Origin of the sequence: Arthrobacter sp. CAU 1506 (assembly GCF_005047635.1) — a bacterium.
Lineage (GTDB): Bacteria > Actinomycetota > Actinomycetes > Actinomycetales > Micrococcaceae > Crystallibacter.
The window spans coordinates 217,717-240,986 of record NZ_SUKC01000003.1; the positions used below are offsets into that span (position 1 = coordinate 217,717).

At 65.8% G+C, this 23,270-nt stretch carries 20 protein-coding genes and 1 tRNA gene; 14 read left to right on the forward strand and 7 right to left on the reverse strand.

Going from position 1 to position 23,270, the window contains the following annotated elements; genetic code table 11:
• The first annotated feature begins 20 nt into the window (after positions 1-20).
• Positions 21-1,505, forward strand: a complete 1,485-nt coding sequence (gene pyk / locus E4J89_RS06000; protein ID WP_136785194.1) for a pyruvate kinase — start codon at positions 21-23, stop codon at positions 1,503-1,505.
• Positions 1,506-1,725: 220 nt separating this feature from the next.
• On the opposite strand, the gene E4J89_RS06005 is transcribed toward pyk, so the two are convergent.
• On the reverse strand, positions 1,726-2,319 hold the full coding sequence (locus tag E4J89_RS06005; protein WP_136785195.1) for a response regulator: 594 nt from the start codon (positions 2,317-2,319) through the stop codon (positions 1,726-1,728).
• Positions 2,320-2,458: 139 nt separating this feature from the next.
• Between E4J89_RS06005 and E4J89_RS06010 the strand changes: the two genes are divergently transcribed.
• The 7 genes from E4J89_RS06010 to E4J89_RS06045 all read left to right on the forward strand — a co-directional run bounded on the left by E4J89_RS06010 (position 2,459) and on the right by E4J89_RS06045 (position 12,302).
• Positions 2,459-2,539, forward strand: a tRNA-Leu gene (locus E4J89_RS06010).
• A gap of 437 nt (positions 2,540-2,976) precedes the next feature.
• Positions 2,977-5,058: a chloride channel protein gene (locus E4J89_RS19685; protein WP_240691739.1), complete on the forward strand. Its 2,082-nt coding sequence runs from the start codon at positions 2,977-2,979 to the stop codon at positions 5,056-5,058.
• Positions 5,059-5,088: 30 nt separating this feature from the next.
• Positions 5,089-6,465 (forward strand): glutamate decarboxylase, encoded by a 1,377-nt coding sequence (locus tag E4J89_RS06025; protein ID WP_136785196.1) that lies wholly within the window; start codon positions 5,089-5,091, stop codon positions 6,463-6,465.
• A gap of 125 nt (positions 6,466-6,590) precedes the next feature.
• Complete coding sequence (locus E4J89_RS06030; RefSeq protein WP_136785198.1) at positions 6,591-7,055, forward strand: phage tail protein; 465 nt, start codon at positions 6,591-6,593, stop codon at positions 7,053-7,055.
• A 188-nt stretch (positions 7,056-7,243) separates the two neighbouring features.
• The gene (locus E4J89_RS06035; RefSeq protein WP_136785199.1) at positions 7,244-7,918 is read left to right on the forward strand and encodes an acetate uptake transporter family protein; all 675 of its coding nucleotides are present in this window, start codon (positions 7,244-7,246) and stop codon (positions 7,916-7,918) included.
• 6 nt (positions 7,919-7,924) lie between these two features.
• A complete protein-coding gene (gene acs / locus E4J89_RS06040; RefSeq protein WP_136785201.1) occupies positions 7,925-9,913 on the forward strand; it encodes an acetate--CoA ligase in 1,989 nt (662 codons plus the stop codon).
• A gap of 211 nt (positions 9,914-10,124) precedes the next feature.
• Positions 10,125-12,302: an elongation factor G-like protein EF-G2 gene (locus tag E4J89_RS06045; protein WP_136785202.1), complete on the forward strand. Its 2,178-nt coding sequence runs from the start codon at positions 10,125-10,127 to the stop codon at positions 12,300-12,302.
• A 27-nt stretch (positions 12,303-12,329) separates the two neighbouring features.
• On the opposite strand, the gene E4J89_RS06050 is transcribed toward E4J89_RS06045, so the two are convergent.
• Positions 12,330-12,782 (reverse strand): SRPBCC domain-containing protein, encoded by a 453-nt coding sequence (locus E4J89_RS06050; protein ID WP_136785204.1) that lies wholly within the window; start codon positions 12,780-12,782, stop codon positions 12,330-12,332.
• Between the two features lie 234 nt (positions 12,783-13,016).
• Here E4J89_RS06050 and E4J89_RS06055 point away from each other — a divergent pair, with 234 nt between their 5' ends.
• Positions 13,017-13,451: a nuclear transport factor 2 family protein gene (locus tag E4J89_RS06055; RefSeq protein ID WP_136785206.1), complete on the forward strand. Its 435-nt coding sequence runs from the start codon at positions 13,017-13,019 to the stop codon at positions 13,449-13,451.
• Between the two features lie 29 nt (positions 13,452-13,480).
• On the opposite strand, the gene E4J89_RS06060 is transcribed toward E4J89_RS06055, so the two are convergent.
• Complete coding sequence (locus tag E4J89_RS06060; protein ID WP_136785207.1) at positions 13,481-14,155, reverse strand: alpha/beta fold hydrolase; 675 nt, start codon at positions 14,153-14,155, stop codon at positions 13,481-13,483.
• Positions 14,156-14,206: 51 nt separating this feature from the next.
• Here E4J89_RS06060 and ligD point away from each other — a divergent pair, with 51 nt between their 5' ends.
• Positions 14,207-15,229: a non-homologous end-joining DNA ligase gene (ligD, locus tag E4J89_RS06065; protein ID WP_136785209.1), complete on the forward strand. Its 1,023-nt coding sequence runs from the start codon at positions 14,207-14,209 to the stop codon at positions 15,227-15,229.
• 162 nt (positions 15,230-15,391) lie between these two features.
• Here the strand turns inward: ligD and E4J89_RS06070 are convergent, their stop codons facing one another.
• Both E4J89_RS06070 and E4J89_RS06075 read right to left on the reverse strand, forming a co-directional pair.
• Positions 15,392-16,012, reverse strand: a complete 621-nt coding sequence (locus E4J89_RS06070; RefSeq protein ID WP_136785210.1) for an L-threonylcarbamoyladenylate synthase — start codon at positions 16,010-16,012, stop codon at positions 15,392-15,394.
• 142 nt (positions 16,013-16,154) lie between these two features.
• Positions 16,155-16,514, reverse strand: coding sequence for a nuclear transport factor 2 family protein (locus E4J89_RS06075; protein ID WP_136785212.1), 360 nt, complete (start codon positions 16,512-16,514; stop codon positions 16,155-16,157).
• A gap of 237 nt (positions 16,515-16,751) precedes the next feature.
• Between E4J89_RS06075 and E4J89_RS06080 the strand changes: the two genes are divergently transcribed.
• Genes E4J89_RS06080 through E4J89_RS06090 form a run of 3 tightly spaced genes read left to right on the forward strand, consistent with a single transcriptional unit; the run spans position 16,752 to position 18,837 of the window.
• Positions 16,752-18,047, forward strand: a complete 1,296-nt coding sequence (locus tag E4J89_RS06080) for an inorganic phosphate transporter (RefSeq protein ID WP_136785214.1) — start codon at positions 16,752-16,754, stop codon at positions 18,045-18,047.
• Positions 18,044-18,268: a hypothetical protein gene (locus tag E4J89_RS06085; protein ID WP_205754416.1), complete on the forward strand. Its 225-nt coding sequence runs from the start codon at positions 18,044-18,046 to the stop codon at positions 18,266-18,268. The genes E4J89_RS06080 and E4J89_RS06085 overlap by 4 nt, the downstream gene beginning before the upstream one ends.
• Positions 18,269-18,294: 26 nt before the next feature.
• Positions 18,295-18,837, forward strand: coding sequence for a dihydrofolate reductase family protein (locus E4J89_RS06090; protein WP_136785216.1), 543 nt, complete (start codon positions 18,295-18,297; stop codon positions 18,835-18,837).
• A 45-nt stretch (positions 18,838-18,882) separates the two neighbouring features.
• Here the strand turns inward: E4J89_RS06090 and E4J89_RS06095 are convergent, their stop codons facing one another.
• Positions 18,883-19,380 carry a hotdog fold thioesterase gene (locus E4J89_RS06095; protein WP_136785217.1) on the reverse strand — a complete coding sequence of 166 codons (498 nt, stop codon included), beginning with the start codon at positions 19,378-19,380 and terminating at the stop codon, positions 18,883-18,885.
• Here E4J89_RS06095 and polA point away from each other — a divergent pair.
• On the forward strand, positions 19,379-22,153 hold the full coding sequence (gene polA / locus E4J89_RS06100) for a DNA polymerase I (protein ID WP_136785219.1): 2,775 nt from the start codon (positions 19,379-19,381) through the stop codon (positions 22,151-22,153). The genes E4J89_RS06095 and polA overlap by 2 nt on opposite strands.
• 266 nt (positions 22,154-22,419) lie before the next feature.
• Here polA and E4J89_RS06105 read toward each other — a convergent pair whose 3' ends face one another.
• Positions 22,420-23,178, reverse strand: coding sequence for an ABC transporter permease (locus tag E4J89_RS06105; RefSeq protein WP_205754417.1), 759 nt, complete (start codon positions 23,176-23,178; stop codon positions 22,420-22,422).
• Positions 23,179-23,270: the final 92 nt, after the last annotated feature.

Here is a 23,270-nt window from a genome sequence, read left to right on the forward strand (position 1 = left end):
ATCTTGATTAGGGTAGGGATATGAGACGCGCAAAAATCGTTGCAACCTTCGGCCCTGCCATCGCCAGCTATGAGAGCACCCTGGCCGTCCTGAAGGCCGGGGTGGACGTGGCCCGGATGAACATGAGCCACGGCGACTACGGCGTGCATCAGCAGACCTACGACAACGTCCGCAAGGCATCCGCCGAGCTGGGCAGGCCGGTGGGGATCTTCGCGGACCTGCAGGGCCCCAAAATCCGGCTCGGCAGGTTCGTTGACGGCCCCCACCACCTGGCGGTGGGGGACCGGTTCACCATCACCATCGAGGACGTGGAAGGCACCGCTGAGATCTGCTCGACGACGCACAAGGGCCTGCCCGGCGACGTCAACGTGGGGGACTCCCTGCTGATTGACGACGGCAAGGTGGCGCTCAAGGCGCTGGAAGTGGACGACGTCAAAGTGGTCACCGAGGTGACGGTGGCGGGAGCGGTGTCCAACAACAAGGGCATCAACCTGCCCGGCGTGGCCGTCAACGTCCCCGCCCTGAGCGAGAAGGACGAGGAGGATCTGCGCTGGTCGCTCAAGACCGGCGTCGACATGGTGGCGCTGTCTTTTGTGCGCAACGCTGCCGACGTCCAGCGGGTCCACGAGATCATGGACGAAGAGGGCCGGCGGGTTCCGGTGATCGCCAAGATCGAGAAGCCGCAGGCGGTGGATGCGATCGAGGAGATCATCGACGCGTTCGATGCCATCATGGTGGCCCGCGGTGACTTGGGCGTGGAACTGCCGCTGGAAGACGTGCCGCTGGTGCAGAAGCGCGCGATTGAACTCGCCCGCCGCTGGGCCAAGCCGGTGATTGTAGCCACCCAGGTGCTCGAATCGATGATCGACAACCCCCGGCCCACCCGGGCGGAAGCGTCGGACTGCGCCAACGCCGTACTCGACGGGGCCGACGCCGTCATGCTTTCCGGCGAGACCAGCGTGGGCAAGTACCCGCTGGAAACGGTCCAGACCATGGCGCGGATCATCGAGTCTACCGAGCAGCACGGCCTGGACCGCGTTCCGCCGCTGGGCAGCCAGCCGAAGACCCGCGGCGGCGCCATCACCAGGGCAGCGGTGCAGATCGCCGACCAGCTTGATGCCAAGTACATCTGCACCTTTACCCAGTCCGGCGACTCGGCCAGGCGGCTCAGCCGGCTGCGTCCTGGCCGTCCGGTCTACGCCTTCACGCCGCTGCAGTCCACGCTGAACGTGCTCTCCCTGACGTGGGGGATCCAGCCGCTCGTGGTCGAATTCGTCGAGCACACCGATCAAATGACCGCGCAGGTGGACAGGATCCTTTACGAACGAGGCCTGGTGGACATTGACGACCTGGTGGTTATCGCCGCCGGTTCGCCTCCCGGCAAGGCCGGTTCCACCAATTCGCTCAAGGTCCATCGCGTGGGGGACCTGGCCGACGCCGGTGAAGTGCTCAACGGGCATTCCCACCCGCGGCCCGAAAAGGTCGGCCCCTGGCCGGTCTCCTAGCCGCAAAATCAAGAAACGGGCTCCGGAAGAATTTCCGGAGCCCGTTCTTTTCCCCTCGGCGGTCGACCAAGCCCCCCCGGTGGTCGACCAAGCCCCCCGGTGGTCGACCAAGCGAGCGCCAGCGAGCGCGTGGAGACCCGCCGCGCGCAGACCCCCCGCGTGGAGACCAAGCCTGTGCGCAGACCCGCCCGCGCGCTGACCCGCCCGCGCGCAGACCCGCCTAGTTCACCTGATTGATAATCGTCTCGGCGACTTCACGCATGCTCAGCCGGCGGTCCATCGACGTCTTCTGAATCCACCGGAATGCCTCCGGCTCGGTCAGGCCCATCTTGGTGATCAGCAGGCTCTTGGCACGCTCCACCAGCTTCCGCGTCTCGAACTGCTCCTGCAGATCGGAGACCTCGGATTCCAGCGCCGTGATTTCGTCGTGGCGGGACAGCGCGATTTCAATGGCGGGAATGAGGTCCGCCGGGGTGAAGGGCTTCACCACATAGGCCATCGCGCCGGCGTCACGGGCACGCTCCACGAGTTCCTTCTGGCTGAACGCGGTCAGCAGCACCACCGGGGCAATTCGCGCCTTGACGATCTGCTCTGCGGCCGTAATCCCGTCCATTACGGGCATCTTCACGTCCATCAGGACCAAGTCCGGCTTCAGTTCCTGGGCCAGTTCGACTGCCCGTTCGCCGTTGTCGGCTTCGGCTACGACGTCGTAGCCCTCACCGCGGAGGATCTCGACGATGTCCAAGCGGATCAGCGTCTCATCCTCCGCTACGACGACGCGGCGAGCAGGGGCAGACTCGGTTTGTTCAGGCACTGGTGCTCCTAGACTGTTTCGTTGCCATTCTCCATGGCGTCGGTTCCGTGAAATAGCCTATCGGCATGTAGAGTAGATTCGCGCACCAAGCAGCATGACGGTTTTCACAGTGTGGATGACCAGCCTGTAACCGGTGCCGGCCCGAGTGGCGGAACGGCAGACGCACCGCACTCAAAATGCGGCGGGGAGACCCGTGTGGGTTCGAATCCCACCTCGGGCACTTGGTTTGCCTTCGGTAGAGGCTTGTAAGCCTCTACCGAAGGCACGAATGGTGTTTAGGGGTCCTCTGCGGGCCCCTTTTTTCGTGCCGCCGGCCGTCGTAGCCGCCTATCTCCTTGCCGGGCTGGTCCTCACCTCGTTCCACGTCCGTGGATGTTTCCGTGCTTTCCCTCCGATTTCACCCGCATCGGGTGAAGGCAGCCCCCGCTTGAAGCGCTAGCTTGGCGACCATGCAACTGACCAGCTTCTATCGCGCGTGAATGCTGCCTGACGGCTCCTTGTCGTCTAGTGGACTGCCAGCAGAAGGAGAAGCGATGCTCAACCGTTTCCCGGAGCACACCGAAGACGCATCCTCCCTCCTCGGCGCCAGCGTCGCACTGCGACCTGACCGGGAGGAAGGGCGTTTAGGGGGATCAGCATCATGACAGGCGCGTCAGGATGTCAGGAGTAAGCCAGCCTGCCGCGTCGCCACCCGGTCTGGACCCGATGGCTGTGATCCGTTCCAGGTCGTACATTGCTGCGCTCGTGCTGGCAGCGGTGCTGGGCGTTCCCATCTCCGCCATTGCGTACGGTTTCCTCGCTTTGGTCGCAGCGATCCAGCAGTACGTTTTCGTCGGGCTCCCGAATCAAGTCTTCGGGGGGCCCACCCCAGCCTGGTGGCCGGTTCCGTGGCTGGTGCTGTGTGGGCTGTTGACGGCGCTGACCATCCGGTATCTGCCGGGAACCGGCGGCCACTCACCGGCTTTCGGATTCACGACGGGCGGCCGTCCGCCCAGCGGGCGGGAACTCGTCGGCATCCTGCTCGCGGCATTGACCACCCTCAGCCTGGGTGCGGTGCTTGGGCCCGAAGCCCCGCTGATCGCGCTCGGTGGCGGTCTCGGGGCGCTGGCGGTGCACCTGGCGAAGAAGGACGCTCCACCGATGGCATCGACAATCATGGCATCGGCCGGCAGCTTCGCCGCCATCAGTACCCTGCTTGGGTCTCCGGTGCTCGGTGCCTTCCTGATCATGGAGGCCGCCGGAATCGGGGGAATGACGCTGAGCCTGATGGCCCTGCCCGGGCTGCTGGCCTCTGGCATCGGGGCGCTGGTTTTCGTCGGCCTGGACGGATGGACCGGCCTGGGCAGCTTCTCGCTGGCGCTTCCCGTCGTGCCGCCTGCGGTGCCGCCGACGTTGGCGTCGTTGGGATGGGCGGTCGTTATGGGCGCGGTCGGCGCGCTCCTGGGCTGGACGATCCGATGGCTGGCGCTAGCACTTCGTCCGGTCGTGCATCTGAACAGGGTGTTGGTCACGTCTGTGCTGGGCTTGCTCATCGGTCTGACCGCGATGGCGTACCAGTTGATTTCCGGGCGCAGCTTCACGCAGGTGTTGTTCTCCGGGCAAGACGCCCTCCCGGAACTGGTCGAAAACGCCGCGGGTTACCCACTTGCTGTGCTGGTCTTGCTGATTGTTTGTAAAGCCTTGGCTTACGGGTTCTCACTGAGCGCCTTTCGCGGGGGGCCGGTTTTCCCCGCGATGTTCATCGGTGCCGCGCTCGGGCTCGCCGCAAGTGGGTTGCCTGGGATGGACCCCGCGGCAGCGATCGCCATGGGCATTGGAGCCATGAGTTCAGCCATGCTGCGGCTGCCATTGACGTCCACGCTGCTGGCCACCCTGCTGCTGGGAGTCGACGGCGTAGCCGTCACACCCCAAGTGGTGGTGGCGGTGGCGATGGCCTTCTTGATGACCAACATCCTGCCGGTTCCGGGCCCGAGGATGCCCGCGGCGCCCGGCGATCCCAACAGCACCCAACACGCAGCGGCTTCAAGGGCCGCACCGACAACAGGGATTCCGGGCGCGGGCCGTTTGCCCGCGCGGGGCCGGTGGACCGCGTGGTTGTTCATCATCGGCTCCGGCCTGTTCGCCTTGGGCGCCCTGCCGCTATACGCCCAAGCCGTAGGATTGCGCGCCTGCGCCGTCACCTTCTTCGTGGGTTCGCTGTTCTTCACCTCGGCGGCGTTCCTGCAGTACCGCGAAGCCGTTGACGGGCTTCCGGGGCCGGGAGCTGCGCAACGCCGTTCCTTGTGGGTGTGGGCGCCGCAGAATCTCGGCTGGCTCGCTGCCGCTGTCCAGCTTGCCGGCACGCTGTGGTTCAACTGGAGCACAGGAAACGCTCTGCAGGACAACCTCACGGCGGCGCTGACCGATCAGCGGGTGTGGCGACCCGATGCCCTGGGTTCAGCAGCCTTCCTCATTGCCAGCGCCGTGGCCTTGCGGGACGCCAACCGCGCCGCCACAGCCAACCGGCCCAAGAGCCGAACGTGGACGATCGCCGTTCTGAACCTGGCCGGGTCCGTTGCGTTTGGCGTCTCGGCCGTCGCCGCCTTCGTCATACCGTCAAGCGGCGATCTCTGGAACGCCCAACTGTCCAATCTCGGCACGTTCGTGGGGGCACTGTGCTTCCTCGCCGGCGCGATCCTGATGCTGAATCCGGAGCCCGCCGGCGCCTCGATCCCTGCGGCCGGGAGAACCCCACCGTAATCGCGTTTCAACACCCCTGAAGGAGTAGCGATGTCAGTAAATTTCCAGTCGGATGCCGCCGCGGCGCTGTTCGGCAACAGGTTCGTCACCCAAGAAGTTCCGAGCCGGGAATTCCCGGAGGCCGGCATGCCTGCCCAGGATGCCCTGCGCCTGGTGTCGGAGGACCTGGCGTTGGAAGGTGATCCAGCCCGGAACCTGGCGACCTTCGTCACGACGTGGATGGAGCCGCAGGCCCAGCAGATCATCGCCGCGAACCTGCATCGCAATTTCATTGACCACGCCGAATATCCCCGCACGGCCGAGATCGAGCAGCGCTGCATTCGGATGCTCGCCGATCTCTTCCACGCACCTGGCGAGACGACGGGAGCCCGGACCCAGGGATCATCCGAGGCGATCATGCTCGGCGGCCTTTCCTTGAAGTGGAACTGGCGCAAGCGACGCGAGGCGGCCGGCGCCTCGACGTCGAGCCCAAATCTGGTGTTTGGCGGCGACGTGCACGTGGTGTGGGAGAAATTCTGCCGGTACTTCGACGTCGAGCCGCGGATCGTCCCCCTGCAACCGGGGAAGTACATCATCGGCCCGGACGACGTGCAGGACCACATCGATGAGAACACCATCGGCGTCGCAGCCGTGTTGGGTACGACGTTCACCGGGCACAAGGACGACATCGTCGGCATCAACGACCTGCTGCTCCGGATCAAGAGCGAGCGAGACCTCGATATTCCGCTACACGTGGACGGGGCCAGCGGCGGGTTCGTCTGGCCTTTCCTCTATCCGGACTCGGAATGGGACTTCCGGCTTGAGCAGGTCCGATCGATCAATGTCTCCGGGCACAAGTTCGGCCTGGTCTATCCCGGCATCGGATGGCTGATCTTCCGGGAGAAGGCCGACCTGGCCAAGGACCTCGTCTTCGAGGAGAACTACCTCGGCAAGACGGACTCGACCTTCACGCTGAACTTCTCCACCGGCTCGTCCATGGTCCTCGCCCAGTACTACAACTTCGTGCGGTATGGCCGCGCCGGTTACAGCTACATCATGCAGAACATGCAGACCAACGCCCGGGTGCTCGCCGAGAAGCTGGAAGCCATGGGCCGGTTCGAGATCATTGGCCCCAACCAGGAGCAACTTCCCCTGGTCGCCTTCCGGCTCGCCGCCGACACCGGGTACGACGAGTTCGACATTGCCTGGCAGCTCGCGGCCGAGCGCAGCTGGATGGTGCCGGCCTACACCATGCCGCCGAACGCGCAGGACGTGACGATCATGCGGGCCCTGGTCAAGGAGACACTGAGCCGTGAGCACGTCGACACGCTCGCCCGCGACATCGAAGAGGCCTGCTCCACGCTGGCGAAAAAGGGAGGCGCGCACGAATCCGAACGGAACAAGATCGTCACCGGACCCGGCCACTGACTCAGCGCCCGGGGTAAAGCGCCGGTCCGACAGCGTTTCCTGGGGCGGTCTACGCGCTGCGGGGTTGTACCGTGGTTCAATCGCAGGACGTTTGTTGGTCCAAACAGATCTCACCAGGGGGAGCCATGCCGTACGTTGTCGACTTCAAGGACGTTTCTACCGTCGGCCTGGAATCCTCTCCGGTCGCCGAGGCGCTTGCAGGATTGCGCGCCAACGAAGCGCGCTACTTCCGCAATAAGTACGACCACGTCTTCACGGTCAGCCCGGCAAACGATGCCCCGGAGGTGATCGACCGGGTTAGCCGCATCCTCAAGGAGGAACGCGACATCGTCATCGGCTCCCGCCCCCTCGAGGCCACAGCCTTCGAAGTCGACGGTCTGCGGATGGATTACGTCTTCTACGAGTCCGGGCTCTCGATCAACGTCATGTACAGCATCGAGGACGGCGGAAAGCGCGCCGTCGGATTCAAACTGGCCGACGGCATGGAGGTTCCGGAGGAGCTGGCCTCACGATTCAAGTTCGCCCGGCAGAAATCCAAGCTCGCCGGCGTCATCCGCGGCTCCTTCTTCGTGATCAAGGGCGAATACTGACCGGCGGGCAGGGAGTACGACGGCGGCGCCCGGTGCGGGGAATCCCGCTCCTTGCGCTTCAACGCACTATGTGACGCGCCTCACTCTTTGGTGTGAGGCAGGCCACAAGATGGTTCGAGATTGGGCTTGCACGTTTAGGTGTAGCCTGATATAAGCACCAAGGCTGGTGCTGACCAAGGAGTCGAACCATGAGTATCGAATCAAGCTCCGCGGCGGGAACCGTCCCGACTGGAAATGGTCGCAGGGCTGAAAATCCCCTACCAGCGCAAGGCAACGTTGGAGCACCCCAGGCGCACACCGGCCCCCTCTTTGCCGATCCGGCGGCCTTAGGGCTGGGCGCCTTCGCGATGACCACGTTTGTGCTGAGTGTCATCAACGCCGGCATGATTCCCAAGGCGGACGAACCGGTAGTACTGGGACTTGCCCTGTTCTATGGCGGTATGGCCCAGTTCGCCGCGGGAATCTGGGAATTTGCCAACCGCAACGTCTTCGGCGCGACAGCCTTTTGCTCATACGGAGCCTTCTGGCTGTCCTTCTGGTACCTGAGCCAGTTCAGCGCAGGCAGCCTTCCGCCGGCGGAGGCCGGCAAAGCCGTCGGCCTGTATCTTTTGGCCTGGGCCATCTTTACCGCCTACATGACGATATCCGCCTGGCGGGTCAGCATGGGCGTCTTTGCCGTTTTCGTGTTCCTGACGTTGACCTTCATCGCGCTGTTTCTCGGTGCGTTCTCCGGGGCTGCCGGACTAACCGCGCTGGGCGGCTGGCTGGGCATCCTGACGGCGCTCATCGCCTGGTACTGCTCCTGCGCGGTGGTCGCGAACTCCACCTTCAAACGGGCTGTGCTCCCGGTGGGGCGACGGTGAGAGACCATGGCAGCAGACTCAACAGCATCGGACGAGACCCTCGCAAACCTATTGCACGAACAGCGGCGCTTTCCCCCTGAGGCCGGCTTTTCCGCCCAAGCCAACGCCACGTCGTCGGGCTATGACGAAGCCGACCACGACAGGCTGGCGTTCTGGGCGCGGCAGGCCGGACGCCTCGACTGGTCCCAACCATGGAGCGAAGTCCTGGACTGGACCAACGCGCCTTTCGCCTCATGGTTCGTCGGGGGCAAACTCAACGCCGCCTACAACTGCTTGGACCGGCATGTAGCCGCGGGCCGCGGCGACAAAGTCGCCTACTACTTTGAAGGCGAAGCAGGTGACACGCGCACGATCACCTATGCCCAGCTCACCCGCATGGTCTGCCAGGCAGCGAACACCCTGACCGCTCTAGGCGTGAAGCCGGGAGACCGGGTCGCCATCTACCTGCCGATGATCCCGGAAACCGTGGTGGCGATGCTCGCCTGCGCGAGGATCGGAGCACCGCACACGGTCGTGTTCGGCGGATTCTCCGCGGACGCGCTCCGGACCAGGATCCACGATTGCGATGCACGGATTGTCATCACCTCCGACGGCGCCTACCGCCGCGGCAAGGCCAACGGATTGAAGTCCGCCGTCGACGAAGCCCTCTTGGACTGCCCGGACGTCCGCAACGTCCTGGTGGTCCGGCGCACCGGCCAGGAGATCGACTGGACGCCAGGCCGCGACATCTGGTGGCATGAGTCGGTGGAGCTGGCTGCGGCCGACCACCACGCCGAAGCCTTCGACGCGGAACATCCCCTCTACGTGATGTACACCTCGGGCACCACCGGCAAGCCGAAGGGGATCCTGCACACCACCGGCGGCTACCTCACCGCGTGCGCCTACACCCACTGGGCAGTGTTCGACCTCAAAGCCGAGTCCGACATCTACTGGACCGCCGCGGACATCGGCTGGGTCACCGGACACAGCTACATCGTGTACGGGCCCTTGGCCAACGGCGCTACCTCCGTGTTGTACGAGGGCACGCCGGACACCCCGCACCAAGGCCGCTGGTGGGAAATCATCGACAAATACAAGGTCTCCATTCTGTACTGCGCTCCAACCGCCATCCGGACATTCATGAAGTGGGGTGCCGAGATACCGGCCCAGTACGGCCTGGACAGCCTGCGGTTGATCGGTACGGTGGGCGAACCGATCAACCCGGCTGCCTACATTTGGTACCGGGAGCACATCGGGCACAACCGGACACCAGTAGTGGACACCTGGTGGCAGACCGAGACCGGGGCCATCATGATCAGCCCGCTCCCCGGGGTGACGGCAGGTAAACCCGGCGCCGCCATGAAGGCCTTGCCGGGGGTCGTGGCCGACGTGGTCGATGACGCCGGCACGCCGGTTGAGAACGGCTCCGGCGGCTACTTGGTCCTGAAGGAACCCTGGCCCTCCATGCTGCGCACTATCTGGGGCGACAACGACCGATACGTGGAGACCTACTGGTCCCGCTTCCCGGGGCTCTATTTTGCCGGCGACGGCGCGAAGAAAGACGAGGACGGGGATATCTGGCTGCTCGGCCGCGTGGACGACGTGATGAACGTGTCCGGGCACCGGCTGTCGACGACCGAAATCGAATCGGCGCTGGTCGCCCACCCCAAAGTCGCCGAAGCCGCCGTCGTCGGCGCCACGGACGAGACCACCGGACAGGCCATCGTCGCCTTCGTCATCTTGCGCAGCGAAGCGGGCGACGGCGGACCTGAGGTGGTGCAGGAGCTGCGGGATCACGTGGCCAAGGAAATCGGCAAAATCGCCCGGCCGCGGCAGATCATGGTGGTCGCGGAGCTGCCGAAGACCCGTTCCGGCAAGATCATGCGGCGGCTGCTCAAGGATGTAGCGCAGGACCGCCCGATCGGGGATGTCACCACCTTGGCGGACTCGTCCGTCATGGAGCTGATCAAGGCCGGCATGCCGGGCGGTGCCGGCGGGCCCGTCGGTCCGACCTAGCCGGCAGGAGCCTCGCACCGGCGGTCCGGCCTGGGCGGCAGGAGCCTCGCACCGGGGCCTCCGCGGCCAGCGTGCAGCGGGCCTCCGAGACCACCTGTTTCCACAATGAAGCGGTTCAACCCTTGCCGCTTCACCCCTTCTTGGTGTCGAATCTGTTAACAGCACCAGCGTGTGCAGGGGACGAGGATGCCTACGACGCCAGGAGGCGCTCATGTCGGGGAAATCCGCCAACGGCTTGGCGAAGGGGTCGGGACGGGGCACCGATCCGCGGCGGGCGGAGGCTTCTGCTGCGGCCGGCGGCTCCCGCCCCGAGCAATTCCGCAATGTGGTTTTGGTAGGGCACTCGGGGGCCGGCAAGACGATGCTCGCCGAGGCCATGCTCCTGGCGACGGGCACCACCAACCGCATGGGTTCCATCCTGGAGGGAACCACCGTCAGCGATTCGGATCCCTCGGAGATTCACCAGCAGCGTTCGGTGGTGCTGTCCGTTCTCCCTTTTATGTACGACGACGTCAAAATCAACCTCTTCGACACCCCGGGCTATTCGGACTTCACCGGCGAACTGCGGGCCGGTCTCCGCGCCGCTGACGCGGCCCTGTTCGTGGTGTCCGCCGTCGACGGCATCGATGCGGCAACCATCGCGCTCTGGGAGGAATGCTCCAGCATCGGGATGCCCAGGGCGGTGACCATCAGCCGGCTGGACCACCCGCGGGCCAACTTCGACGCAGCGCTGGCGAACTGCCGCGCTGCGTTTGGCGAGTCGGTGCAACCGCTGTACCTGCCAGTGCGGAGCGGGACCGAGCTGACCGGATTGCACGGACTGCTCTCCGGCACCGTGTCGGTGTACCAGGCCGGAGAACGTCACCCCGTGGTCCGCCCCGCGGATGCGGCGGAATCGGCCGGCGTCGAGGACGCCCGCAGTGCGCTGATTGAAGGCATCATCGCGGAGAGCGAAGACGAGTCCCTGATGGACCGCTATCTCGGCGGCGAGGATATTGGGCTAGACGTTCTCCTGTCCGATCTGGAGACCGCCGTAGCCCGGGGCTCGTTCTACCCGGTGCTGGCCACCTCCGCGGAAACCGGGCTCGGTGTTACTGAACTGCTGGAGATGCTCCGGCGGGCATTCCCGTCCCCGCTGGAGCGTCCGCTGCCGGAGGTGACGGGCCTTTACGGTTCGCCGACCGTCCCCCTGCGCTGTGATCCCGACGGGCCGCTCGCCGGAGAGATCGTCCGGACGAGCACGGATCCATTTCTGGGCCGGGTATCGCTGGTGCGGGTTTTCTCCGGAACTTTGCGCGATGATGCGGCCATCCACGTCTCCGGGCATGGGCTCGCCGACCGAGGCCACGCCGACCACGACAGTGATGAACGGGTCACGCATCTGCACGCCCCGGTCGGCTCGACCCTGCGCTCGGTATCCTTCTGCGTCGCCGGCGACATCTGTGCGCTGACCAAGATCGGCACCGCCGAGACGGGGGACACGGTCTCGGGCAAAGAGCATCCGTTGCTGATCCAACCCTGGGAGATGCCGGAACCGCTGCTGCCGGTGGCAGTGGAGGCTGCCACTCGCAACGATGAAGCGGCCTTGGCCAAGAGCCTGGCCAAGGTGGCCGCGGGTGATCCGACGCTACGGGTGGAACGGAATGCGGAGACGCACCAGCTCATCCTGTGGTGCATGGGCGAATCCCACGCCGAGGTGGTGCTCGATCGGCTGCGCGGGCAGGGCGTCAAGGTCCAGACGGTTGACGTGGTGACGCCGCTGCGGGAAACCTTCGCGGCAGCTGCACCCGGGCACGGACGCTACGTCAAGCAATCAGGCGGGCACGGCCAGTTCGCCATCTGCGACATCGAGGTGGAACCGCTCCGGCAGGGGGCCGGGTTCGAGTTCGTGAACAAGATCGTCGGGGGAGTGATCCCCGGCCCGTACATCGCCGCCGTCGAAAAAGGTGTGCGGTCGCAGATGGAAAAGGGCGTCTCCGCCGGGTTCCCCGTCGTCGACATCCGCGTGACCCTGGTGGGCGGCAAGACGCACAGCGTTGACTCTTCCGATGCGGCCTTCCAATCTGCCGGCGCGCTGGCTTTGCGGGAAGCGGCTGCGGCCGCGCGCATCCAGCTGCTCGAGCCGGTCTCCGCCGTGACCATCACGGTTCCGGACGACTATGTGGGAACAGTGATGAGCGACCTGTCCGCGCGGCGCGGCCGGCTGACCGGATCCGACTCGGCGGACGGGGAGGGCACCGAAATCAGCGCCGAAGTTCCCGAACAGGAACTGCTGCGCTACGCCATCGAGCTTCGGGCGCTGACCGGCGGCACCGGACGTTTCAAGCGCGACTACCTGCGCCACGACCCGGTGCCCTCGGGCAGCGCGGGGGAGAAGGCGCAACGATAGCCAGCGGTACGGCGGTCCCGGCAGGGGTTAAGCGCCGGAGCCGACTACCTGCGCGAGCTTCCCGAGGGAATCGGACCAGCCGGCCCGGTGCAGCCCCAGACGTTCCTCGGTGGCAAACTCGCCGTGGGACAGCGCGATCCACGTCCGGCCCTCCCGCGGGTCGAGTGAAAGCGTAACGGTGGTCTCCCTGTCGTCGGGAGTGGGCTCCTCCCACCGGAAGGTGTAGACCAGGCGGCGCGGTGGGTCGATCACAAGGAACTCACCGGCCAGATGGAATGCCTCGCCGTCGGGCGGCTTCATGGTCAGCCGGTAGCTCCCGCCTGGTTGCAGGTCGAGCAGGGCCTCCGGCATGGTGAAACCTTCGGGTCCCCACCATTTCGCCAGCTCGGCCGGTTCCGTCAGCATGCGGAAGACCTGCTCGCAGGGTGCGTCCAGCATGGCTTCCAACTCCAGCGTGTGTCCGCTCCTTTGCTCGGTCATCGCAGCCTTCCTCCGGAAACGCGGCGCACGGGACCCGCCTTCGCCCAAGCCCCCTGCCTGACCAGCGTAGTCCCGTGACAGGGACCCGGCTAGGTGACCTGCCTGGCGGTGCGCTCGCAGAGGGTGGGGGCGAAAACCACTACGTGATGGACAGGCTCCGCCCGCCGGTGGGACCCTGACCGGTATGGCCGCTCGCCAGCGTTGGCGTGTCGGCGGCGGCAGCGGGAGGAAATCATGCCGGGAACCGAACTTGATGTCATGATCGAGCGCTACCACCACGCGTTGGACGCGTTTGTCCGCGGGGACCCCGCTCTCCAGAAGGAGCTGTTCTCGCGGCGGGACGACGTCACCCTCGCGAACCCTCTCGGCCCGCCGGTCAGGGGCTGGCACAACATCGAAAAGGTGATGGACCGGGCGGCTTCCTATCTCCGCGAAGGCAAGCCCAACACGTTCGAGCGGCTTTCCAGCTATACCGGCCCGGACCTGGCCTACATGGTGGAGATCGAGCGGACCCATGCCAAGGTCGACGGATCCCCTGAAGCCTTGCCGGTATCCCTGAGGGTGACCACAATCTTCCGGCTGGAGGACGACCAGTGGAAGGTCCTGCACCGCCATGCAGACCCGATCACCACTCCACGGCCCGCGGCAACCATCGTCCAGCGTTCATAAGTCCAGGCTGCCGCGCTCGGAGTGTCCTGCTAGGCGGCAATCCGGCTGGAGCGGAGGAACCGCGACACGGGAATCGCGAGCGAGGCGCCGATCTCCGACGCGCTGCGTTTCTGGCCCTTGACGTCGAACGAGTGGTCGCCGCCTTCCTGCCAGTCCAGAACTGCGTTTGGCCCGATCCGCTCGACGACGGATTCGAGCAGCTCGGGGGTGGCAAAGGTGTCACGGGTGCCCTGCAGGAAGAGCATTGGCAGCGTCAGGCCATAGAGGTGTTCGTCGCGCAGCTTTTCCGGCTTTCCCGGCGGGTGCAGCGGATAGCCCAGGTACACCAGGCCGGCGGCCGGCATGCCCTCGGCCACGGCCATTGACGCCATCCGGCCGCCAAACGACTTTCCGGCAGCCCACAACGGCTCGCCGTCGGAGCGCGCATCAGCTTCCTGCATGGCCGCCCGCCAGGCCTCAATTGCGGCCGGCGGTCGGTCGGGGAACCGCTTGCCGGCCTCCCGGTAGGGGAAGTTGAAGCGCAAGGTGGCCACGCCGTCGTCGTTCAACGCGCGGGTGAAGCCCGAGAGGAACGGGTGGTCCATGCCGGCACCGGCCCCGTGGGCCACCACCACGGTTGCCACCGGGGCCGGTGGCCGCGCGTAGACACCGGAGACGGTGGCCTGGCCAACCTCGATGGACACATCTATCTCGCTGACTTGCATGCTCCCATCATGCCCTCGCCAGAAGCGACATGTGTATGTTTAGGTGTTCCCATGGCCAGCGAACAAACAACGCTGACGGTCGATGGACCGCACGGTGAACGTGACATCCGCATCTCCAGCCCGAGCCGGGTGATGTGGCCCGAGCTGGGCATCACCAAACTGGACCTGGCGCGCTATATCGCGGAAGTGGGGGAGGTGTTCATCCGCGCCAACGGCGACCGCCCGGTGTCCCTGCAACGGTTCTCCGACGGGATCGACGGCGAGCAGTTCTTCTCCAAGAATCCGCCCAAGGGCGCCCCTGACTTTGTGCGCTCGGTAATGGTGGTCTACCCGAGCGCCCGCTCGCACCCGCAGCTGGTGCTCGATGAGCCTGCCGCGGCGGTCTGGGCGGTCCAGATGAACACCGTGGTGTTCCACCCGTGGCCTTCCCGGGCGGAGGACTCCGACAACCCCGACCAACTGCGCATCGATCTCGATCCGCAGCCGGGAACGTCCTTCGACGATGCCATCCCGGTGGCCATCGAGCTGAGGTCGGTACTGGCCGAGGCGGGGCTTGAGGCATTTATCAAAACGTCCGGAAATCGTGGGCTGCATATGTTCGCTCCGATTGAACCCACGCACGAATTCCTGGACGTGCGCCACGCCGTCATAGCGGCCGCGCGGGAAATTGAGCGGCGGTTGCCGAAACAGGTGACGACCTCCTGGTGGAAGGAGGAGCGCGGGGAGCGGATTTTCGTGGACTTCAACCAGGCCAACCGCGACCGCACCATGGCCGGGGCCTACAGCCCCCGCGCCTTGCCGCATGCCTCGGTCTCCTGCCCGATCGAATGGGACGAACTGGAGACTGCCGATCCGAAGAACTTCACCATTGCCACCGTGCCGGACCGGCTGAAGTCAACCGGCGACCCCTGGGCGAAGATGCACGAAAACCCGGGCAAAATCGACGTCCTGCTGCAATGGTGGGAGCGCGACCTCGCGGCAGGCCTGGGTGAGATGCCGTTCCCGCCGGACTACCCGAAGATGCCGGGCGAGCCGCCGCGGGTCCAACCCAGCAGGGCGCGCAAGAAGGACTGACCGCGACAACGCTCCGGTGGTCGACCAAGCGAGCGCCCCGGTGGTCGACCAAGCGAGCGCCCCGGTGGTCGACCAAGCGAGCGCCCCGGTGGTCGACCAAGCGAGCGCAAGCGAGCGCGTGGAGACCCGCGGCCGTGGGCACAGCCCTTTACCCGAACCGCATCACTCGAACCGGGACGGGTCGCCGGCGCCGTGGCGGACTACCTCGGCGGTGCCGCTGGAGAAGTCCACGACGGTGGACGGTTCGGAACCGCAGTCGCCGGCGTCCACCACGGCATCCACCACGTGGTCCAGCCGCTCCTTGATCTCCCACCCCTGGGTCATCGGTTCGTCCTCGTCCGGCAGCAGCAGCGTGCTGGAGAGCAGCGGTTCGCCCAGTTCGGTCAGGATCGCCTGGACGACGTTGTTGGCGGGAATGCGGACACCGACCGTCTTCTTCTTCGGATGCAGCAACCGGCGGGGAACTTCCTTGGTGGCCGGCAGGATGAAGGTGTAGCTGCCGGGCGTTGCTGCCTTGATGCTGCGGAACACCTTGTTGTCGATGTGCACGAACTGCCCCAGCTGGGCAAAGTCCTTGCAGACGAGGGTGAAGTGGTGTTTGGCGTCGAGTTGGCGGATGGTCCGGATCCGGTCCAGGGCGTCCCTGTTGCCCAGCTGCGCGCCGAACGCATAACAGGAGTCAGTCGGGTACACGATCAACGCGTCGGACCGGACAAGGTCGACGATCTGGCCGATCGACCGCGGCTGGGGATTCTGCGGGTGGACGTCGAAGTATCTCGCCATGCCCTGAGCTTACGGCCCCGGCCGCCGGTTGAGCCATGAGCGGGCCCGTCCGCTGGGCGATTCCGCGGCCGCAGACCAAACCGTCGCGAAACTGTCGCAGACCGTGCCGCTCCCAAGCTGGCGCAGATTGAGCCGCCCGAGGTCAGGAAGGGGCCGACTGGTCCATCCACCACTCCGTGAAACTGGTTGCCCGGCCTTCGTCGTCCAGGCGGATCACCCACAGATTGCTATATGTTGGCCCATCCCGATACACCGTCGTTCCCTCCACCACCGAAACGCCGTCCGCCACCGCGACCTGATGCCACTCGAACGTGGCTGCGCCGGGTTCATCCTTGCGCGCCAACCATTCCCGGACAATGTTGTCCCGGCCACGCCACGGTGCCGTCCACGGATCGGGCCGGTACTCGGCGTCCTCGGTGAACAAGGCCCCGATCCGGACCGGGTCATTGGTCTCCCACGCCTGCCGGTAGGCCGTGATCCACGCCGCAGTTTTCGCGTCCATCCCACCGTTGTACTGCGGCACTCCGGGGCGGGCAAGCCCGTAGTTCCGGGGAGCGAGGGCCAGCGCACACCGACGAACCCGCCCGCCTTTCCCTCCGGGGTGCTTGCGGCGGGTCCGGCGTGGTTTGCGTGGGCCCGGCAGGGCTCTACAATCGGAAGGCGGTTTGCCGAACGTTGCTTTCACAACCCAAGCCCGGTGAACTTAGGATGAATTCTTCCAACAAGATTGGGTAACTAGGTGGATCTCACCTTCATAGTCGCGCTCGTCGTCGTGCTGGCGCTGTTCTTCGATTTCACTAACGGCTTCCACGACACGGCGAATGCAATGGCGACGCCGATTGCAACCGGGGCGATCAAACCCAAGACCGCCGTTGCATTGGCCGCCGTGTTGAACCTCGTGGGAGCCTTCCTTTCCACGGAAGTGGCCAAGACCGTTTCGGGCGGACTCATCCGCGAGGGCGAGGGTGGCATCCAGATCACGCCGCTGATGATCTTTGCCGGGCTGATCGGGGCGATCGTGTGGAACATGATCACGTGGCTGCTGGGCCTGCCGTCCAGCTCCTCGCATGCCTTGTTCGGCGGGCTGATTGGCGCTGCCATTGTCGGCGCCGGCTTCCAAGCGGTGGACTACGGCGTGGTGGTGTCCAAGGTGCTGCTGCCGGCCATCCTGGCGCCGGTGATTGCCGGAACTGTGGCGTATCTGGCCACCAAGCTGGCCTACTGGATCACCAAACGGGACGAGAGTGCGTCCAGCCCCAAACGCGGCGGTTTCCGCTACGGCCAGATCTTCTCCTCCTCGCTCGTGGCCCTGGCGCACGGAACCAACGACGCGCAGAAAACCATGGGCGTCATCACCCTGGTGCTGATCGCGGGCGGTTTCCAGGCGGCAGGCACCGGTCCGGAGTTCTGGGTCATCCTGTCCTGTGCCCTGGCCATCGCCATCGGCACCTACTCCGGCGGTTGGCGGATCATCCGCACCATGGGGTCGGGCCTGACCGAGGTCAAACCCGCCCAGGGTTTCTCCGCGGAGTCCTCCACGGCGTCGGCCATCCTGGCCTCGTCCCATCTGGGCTTCGCGCTGTCGACCACCCAGGTAGCCTCAGGTTCGGTGATTGGCTCCGGGTTGGGTCGCAAGGGAGCGAAGGTCCGCTGGGACACCGCCGGGCGCATCGGCATCGGTTGGCTGCTGACCCTGCCGGCGGCCGGCGCCATCGGCGCCCTCGCTGCGCTCATTGCGCACTTGGGAATGGTGGGCGTAGTCATCGACGCCGTTGCCGGGGCAGCGGTCATCGGCCTGATGTACATCGTCTCCAAGCGCAACCAGGTCGGTCATGACAACGCCATCAGCGACGTGGACCAGGCCGGCGAGATCGTCAAGATCAAGCGCAAGAAGAAGCGGAAAGCCACCGCCAAGAAACGCTCCAAGCAACAGGCCGAGCTGTCGGCGGACGGCCCCGAGCCGGCCGCTGCAGAAACCGCCCGGGTAGGGGCAACGAAGAACCACGAGGGCACCGACGAAGGGGCGGCACGATGAACATCGACTGGCTGGCATTCCTGATTGTCGCCGTGGCGACCCTCGTCTCGGCGCTGTTCGTCGTCGGTTCCTACGGCCTCGGCGTGCGCCTGCTGGCGGTGGCTGCGGATGCGCCTGAAACCCGTCGCCCGGCGTACCGCGGTCTGGCCTACCTGAGCTTCGCGGTGGCAGCGGTCGCCGTGGGCTACGGCATCTACCTGATCGTGCCCGCCTTTCACTAGTCGGTCCCGCTGGCTAGCATGGGCCCATGGCCCGGACTATCTACTATGTCGGCAGCTCGATGGACGGGTATATTGCCGACCGCAGGAACAAGCTTGACTGGCTGATGCAGTTCAACGACGGCGTCCAGGACAGCATCGAGACGTTCCTGCAGCGGGTCGGCGCGATCGTGATGGGCTCCGAGACGTATAAGTTCCTGCTGGCGGAGGGGCCGGAGGCCTGGGTCTACGGCTCAACACCCACGTGGGTTTTCACGCACCATGAACTGCCCGGCATCCCGGGTGCAGACATCACCTTTGTGCGCGGCGACGTCGACATCTTCCACCAGAGCATCTGCGCGGACGCCGGGGACAGGGATGTGTGGCTGATGGGCGGCGGCCAGCTCGCGGCGCAGTACGTGTCCGCCGGGCTCTTGGATGAACTGATCCTCACCTTGGTTCCGGTCGCGCTGGGCGGCGGACAGCCGCTATTGCCCGTTTTAAGCACGACGGCGCCGGCCCGGCTTCGTGCCAGCCGCGCCATGGGCGACCTGGTCGAGATGCACTACGACCTCACGCCGGCCGGCAGTTGAGCCCCGGGGGAGTGACTTCCCCGGCGCACTCCCGGGGGTGCTTCGTCAGCGGTTGTCGCGGATCAAATTGGTGATCCGGGCCGTGGAGAGGCGCCGTCCGTCGTCGTCGGTCATCACCACTTCATGCACGGTGAGGGATCGGCCCAGTTGGACCGCCGTCGCCGTCCCGGTCACCAGCCCGGAGGAAACAGACCGGTGATGGCTGGCGCCTACCTCGATCCCGACCGCGTGGCGCCCGGGTCCCGCGTGCAGCGCCGCGGCAAAGGATCCCAGCGTTTCGGCCAGCACAACGTGCGCGCCGCCGTGCAGGATGCCCGCCACCTGGGTATTCCCCTCCACCGGCATGCTGGCGACGATGCGCTGCGGGGCCATTTCGCTGAAAACAATGCCCATCTTGACCACCAGCGGGCCGACACCGGTATGGATGAGCCACCGGTGCAGGTGTTCGGGAACGCCGGCATCGACGAGTTCAGCGATCGTCGCCGCGGCGGACGCCTGCACGTGTTCGGGCACACCGCCGTCGGGTGTGAATTTGTCGCTCATGGGAACTAGGCTGGCAGGTGTGAGTGAAACTAACAAACCGGATGCAGCGACAGCCACTTTGGACGCCGACGGGGCTCCGCTGGCCGACGCGAAGGCCGATTCTTCCGGCCCCCACCGCCTGTTGCTGATCGATGGCCATTCCATGGCGTTCCGCGCCTTCTATGCCCTGCCGGTGGAGAACTTCTCCACCGATACCGGCCAGCACACGAATGCGGTTTACGGTTTCACTTCCATGCTGATCAAGATGATCGAGCAGCGCGAGCCCACCCATGTTGCGGTGGCCTTCGACCTGGACACCCCCACGTTCCGCACCCAGGAGTACGCCGAGTACAAGGGCGGGCGGAACAAGACGCCGGAGGAATTCCACGGCCAGGTGGACCTGATCGTCAAGGTGATGGAGGCGATGCAGATCCCGACCGTCACGCTCGACGGTTACGAAGCCGATGACATCATCGCCACGCTGAGCACCCAGGCCGAAGAAGCCGGCTGGGAGGTCATGGTGGTGTCCGGCGACCGCGACGCTTTCCAGCTGATCACGGACAAGGTCACCGTGCTCTACCCGAAGAAGGGCATCAGCGACATCCCGCCGATGGACAGCGCAGCGGTGGAGGCTAAGTACTTCGTCCGGCCGGAGCGGTATTCCGACCTGGCGGCGCTGGTCGGCGAAACGGCCGACAACTTGCCGGGCGTGCCGGGCGTGGGCCCGAAAACCGCTGCCAAGTGGATCAATCTGTACGGCGGGGTGGACGGCATCCTGGAGAACCTGGATTCCATCGGCGGCAAGGTCGGTGAGTCCCTGCGCGCCAACGTTGACTCGGTCAAGCGCAACCGGCGGCTGAACCACTTGCTGCGGGATCTGGAACTGCCGGTGGAGCTGGAGAACATGGTCCTCCAGCACCCGGACCGCGCCGCCATCGAGGAACTCTTCGATGCGCTGCAGTTCAACACCCTGCGCAAGCGGCTCTTCGACCTCTTCGGCGAGGAAGACGCCGTGCGCGAGACGGAGGTCAACGCTCCGGCGCACCACGTGGTTTCCGACGCGGCTGCGCTGAAAGAGTGGCTGGCGGAGAGCAACCAGCTGAACGTCGCGCTGCGGCTGGTGACGGAAACCGCGGAAGGCGGGGACGACGCCGTCGGGCTGGCTCTGGTGCGGCACTTGCACGCGGCCTACGTGCCGCTGGCCTCGCTGGACGCAGAGGCCGAGCAGCTGTTGGCGCATTGGCTGTCCGACCTGGACGCACCCAAGATCGTCCACGACTTCAAATACGCCTACAAGGTTCTTTCGCGGCGAGGATTCGAGTTGCTGGGCGTGGTGGATGACACCGCCATTTCGGCCTACCTGATCCAGCCCGACCGCCGCAGCTACGAGCTGGCTGATCTGGCCCAGTACCACTTGAAGATGTCGGTGACGGCGCCCGAGACGGCCGCGAGCGGCCAGCTGGAGCTTGGCCTGACCGAGGATGACAAGGCCGGCCCGGCCGTAGTCCAGGCCTTCGCCGCGCTGCAATTGAGCGAGCATTTCGCCGGGCAACTGGTGGAGCGCGGCGCCAACCAGCTGATGGGCGGCCTTGACCTGCCGCTGTCGCTGGTGCTGGCGCGGATGGAACTGGCGGGCATTGCGATGGATGCCGGCGCGCTGGACCGGCTGATGGATGACTTCACGGTCACTATCGACGCCGCCAGCTCGGCAGCCTTCGGCATCATCGGCAAGGAAATCAACCTGGGCTCGCCCAAGCAGCTGCAAGCCGTGCTGTTCGAGGACCTGGGCCTGCCGAAAACCAAGAAGATCAAGACCGGCTATTCGACCGACGCCGACGCCCTCAACGATCTCTTCGCCAAGACCGGCAATGAGTTCCTGGTGCAACTGCTGGCCTACCGCGATGCCACCAAGCTGCGGCAGACGGTGGAAGGCCTGCGCAAGACGGTGGCGGACGATGGGCGGATCCACACCACCTATGCCCAGACCGTTGCCGCCACCGGCCGGCTCTCCTCGATCAATCCGAACCTGCAGAACATTCCGGTCCGTTCGGAAGCCGGCCGGCGCATCCGCGAAGCGTTCATCGTCGGCGAGGGCTACGAGACGCTGCTGACCGCGGATTACTCACAGATCGAAATGCGCATCATGGCGCACTTGTCCGGGGACGAAGGCCTGATCCAGGCCTTCCGGGCCGGCGAGGACCTGCATCGGTTTGTCGGCGCGCACATTTTCGGGGTGGCGCCGGAGGACGTGACCAGCGAGATGCGGGCCAAGGTCAAGGCCATGTCCTACGGCCTGGTCTACGGTCTGAGTTCGTTCGGTTTGTCCAAGCAGCTGAACATCTCCGTGGATGAGGCGCGGACGCTGATGAAGGACTACTTTGCCCGGTTCGGCGCCGTCCGCGACTACCTGCGCGGCGTGGTGGACCAGGCCAGGGTCGACGGGTTCACCTCCACGATCGAAGGCCGGCGCCGGTACCTGCCGGATCTGGCCAGCGACAACCGCCAGCTGCGCGAGATGGCCGAGCGGGCGGCCCTCAACGCACCGATCCAAGGCTCCGCCGCGGACATCATCAAGAAGGCGATGCTCGGCGTCGCCCAAGAACTCGAAAGCCAGGGGCTGAAGTCCCGGATGCTGCTGCAGGTCCACGATGAACTGGTGCTGGAAGTGGCACCGGGGGAGCGGGAGCAGGTGGAGCAGTTGGTCCGGGTCCAGATGGGCGGCGCCGCCGACTTGTCCGTGCCGCTGGATGTCTCGGTGGGCGTGGGCGCCAACTGGCAGGAAGCCGGCCACTAACCGGTCGGTTGGCGCCGGTCTAAACCGGTAGCCCGACAACGCCCGGCGCAGGCTCCGTTGTTGACAATCGGGTGGCGGAAAGTTGCAGCGACACGCTGACGCTCGCTGCAACTATCCTCCACTCGATGGCCGGCGGATCGCATCCGCTTCCGCTATCGCATCCGGAGCAGCCTCAGACATCCGCGCGGCTTAGCCAACGGCCTCGTTCCGGCTGCCGGTGTCCGGTACCTCATTCACCCCCCACCGGTTTCGGCGAAGCAGGTGAGTCATCCGGAGGTGGCGGGTCGGCCAAGCAGGCCGCCCTCTTCCAGATACGCCGTGACGGACACCGCAATGGCTTCGGCCGCGAGCAGTGACACCAGAACCACCAGTTGGATGAGGCCGGCGTCGAGGGGCGATGCGCCCCCGAGCACCAGGCCGACGAAGGCTCCGGGCAACGTGACCGTGCCAACCGTGCGCGTTTGGTCCAGGGCCGGCAGCAGAGCTTCGGCTGCTACCGGCCGGGCCACCAGCGAGCGGGCGGCGCGGTCCGGCAGCCCGAGGGCAAGGCCGGCTTCCACTTCGCCCGACCGTAGCTGAAGTTCTTGGCGGAGCCGCCGACCGGCCAGATTCGTGGCAGTCATCGAGCCGCCGATCAGCTGGCCCACTACCGCGGCCAAGGCCAGCGGCTGCAGCGGCAGGACGCCGGTCAGCAACATCAACCCGACGACCGGCACGGTCCCGGCGGCAATCGGGACCGCTGCTCGCCAGACGGCGGTGTCACCGATGCGGCGCGCAGCTGTCCACGAGGCCACGGCCAACATCAGGATCAGGAAGGCGGCGGACAGCCACGCGGACCTGCCTAGCTGGGAGATGACGACGGCGACGACGGCCAGCTGGGCGAGTGCCCGCGTTCCGGCCAGCAGCACCTGCCTCACCGGTATCCCGAGCACAGACCGTCCGACCAAGGCGGCAACGCCCAGCAGTGCCACCAGCAGAATCCAGACAACTGGACCGGTGTTCAGTAGCGTCGATTGATCCGGCACCAGCCCAGTCTCGCACCTGCGGCTTGTGCAACGTGTCGCCGTCCAGGGCGCGCTGTGCTCTGGCGGACCGGGGGGAGGTGCAGCTAGGCTCA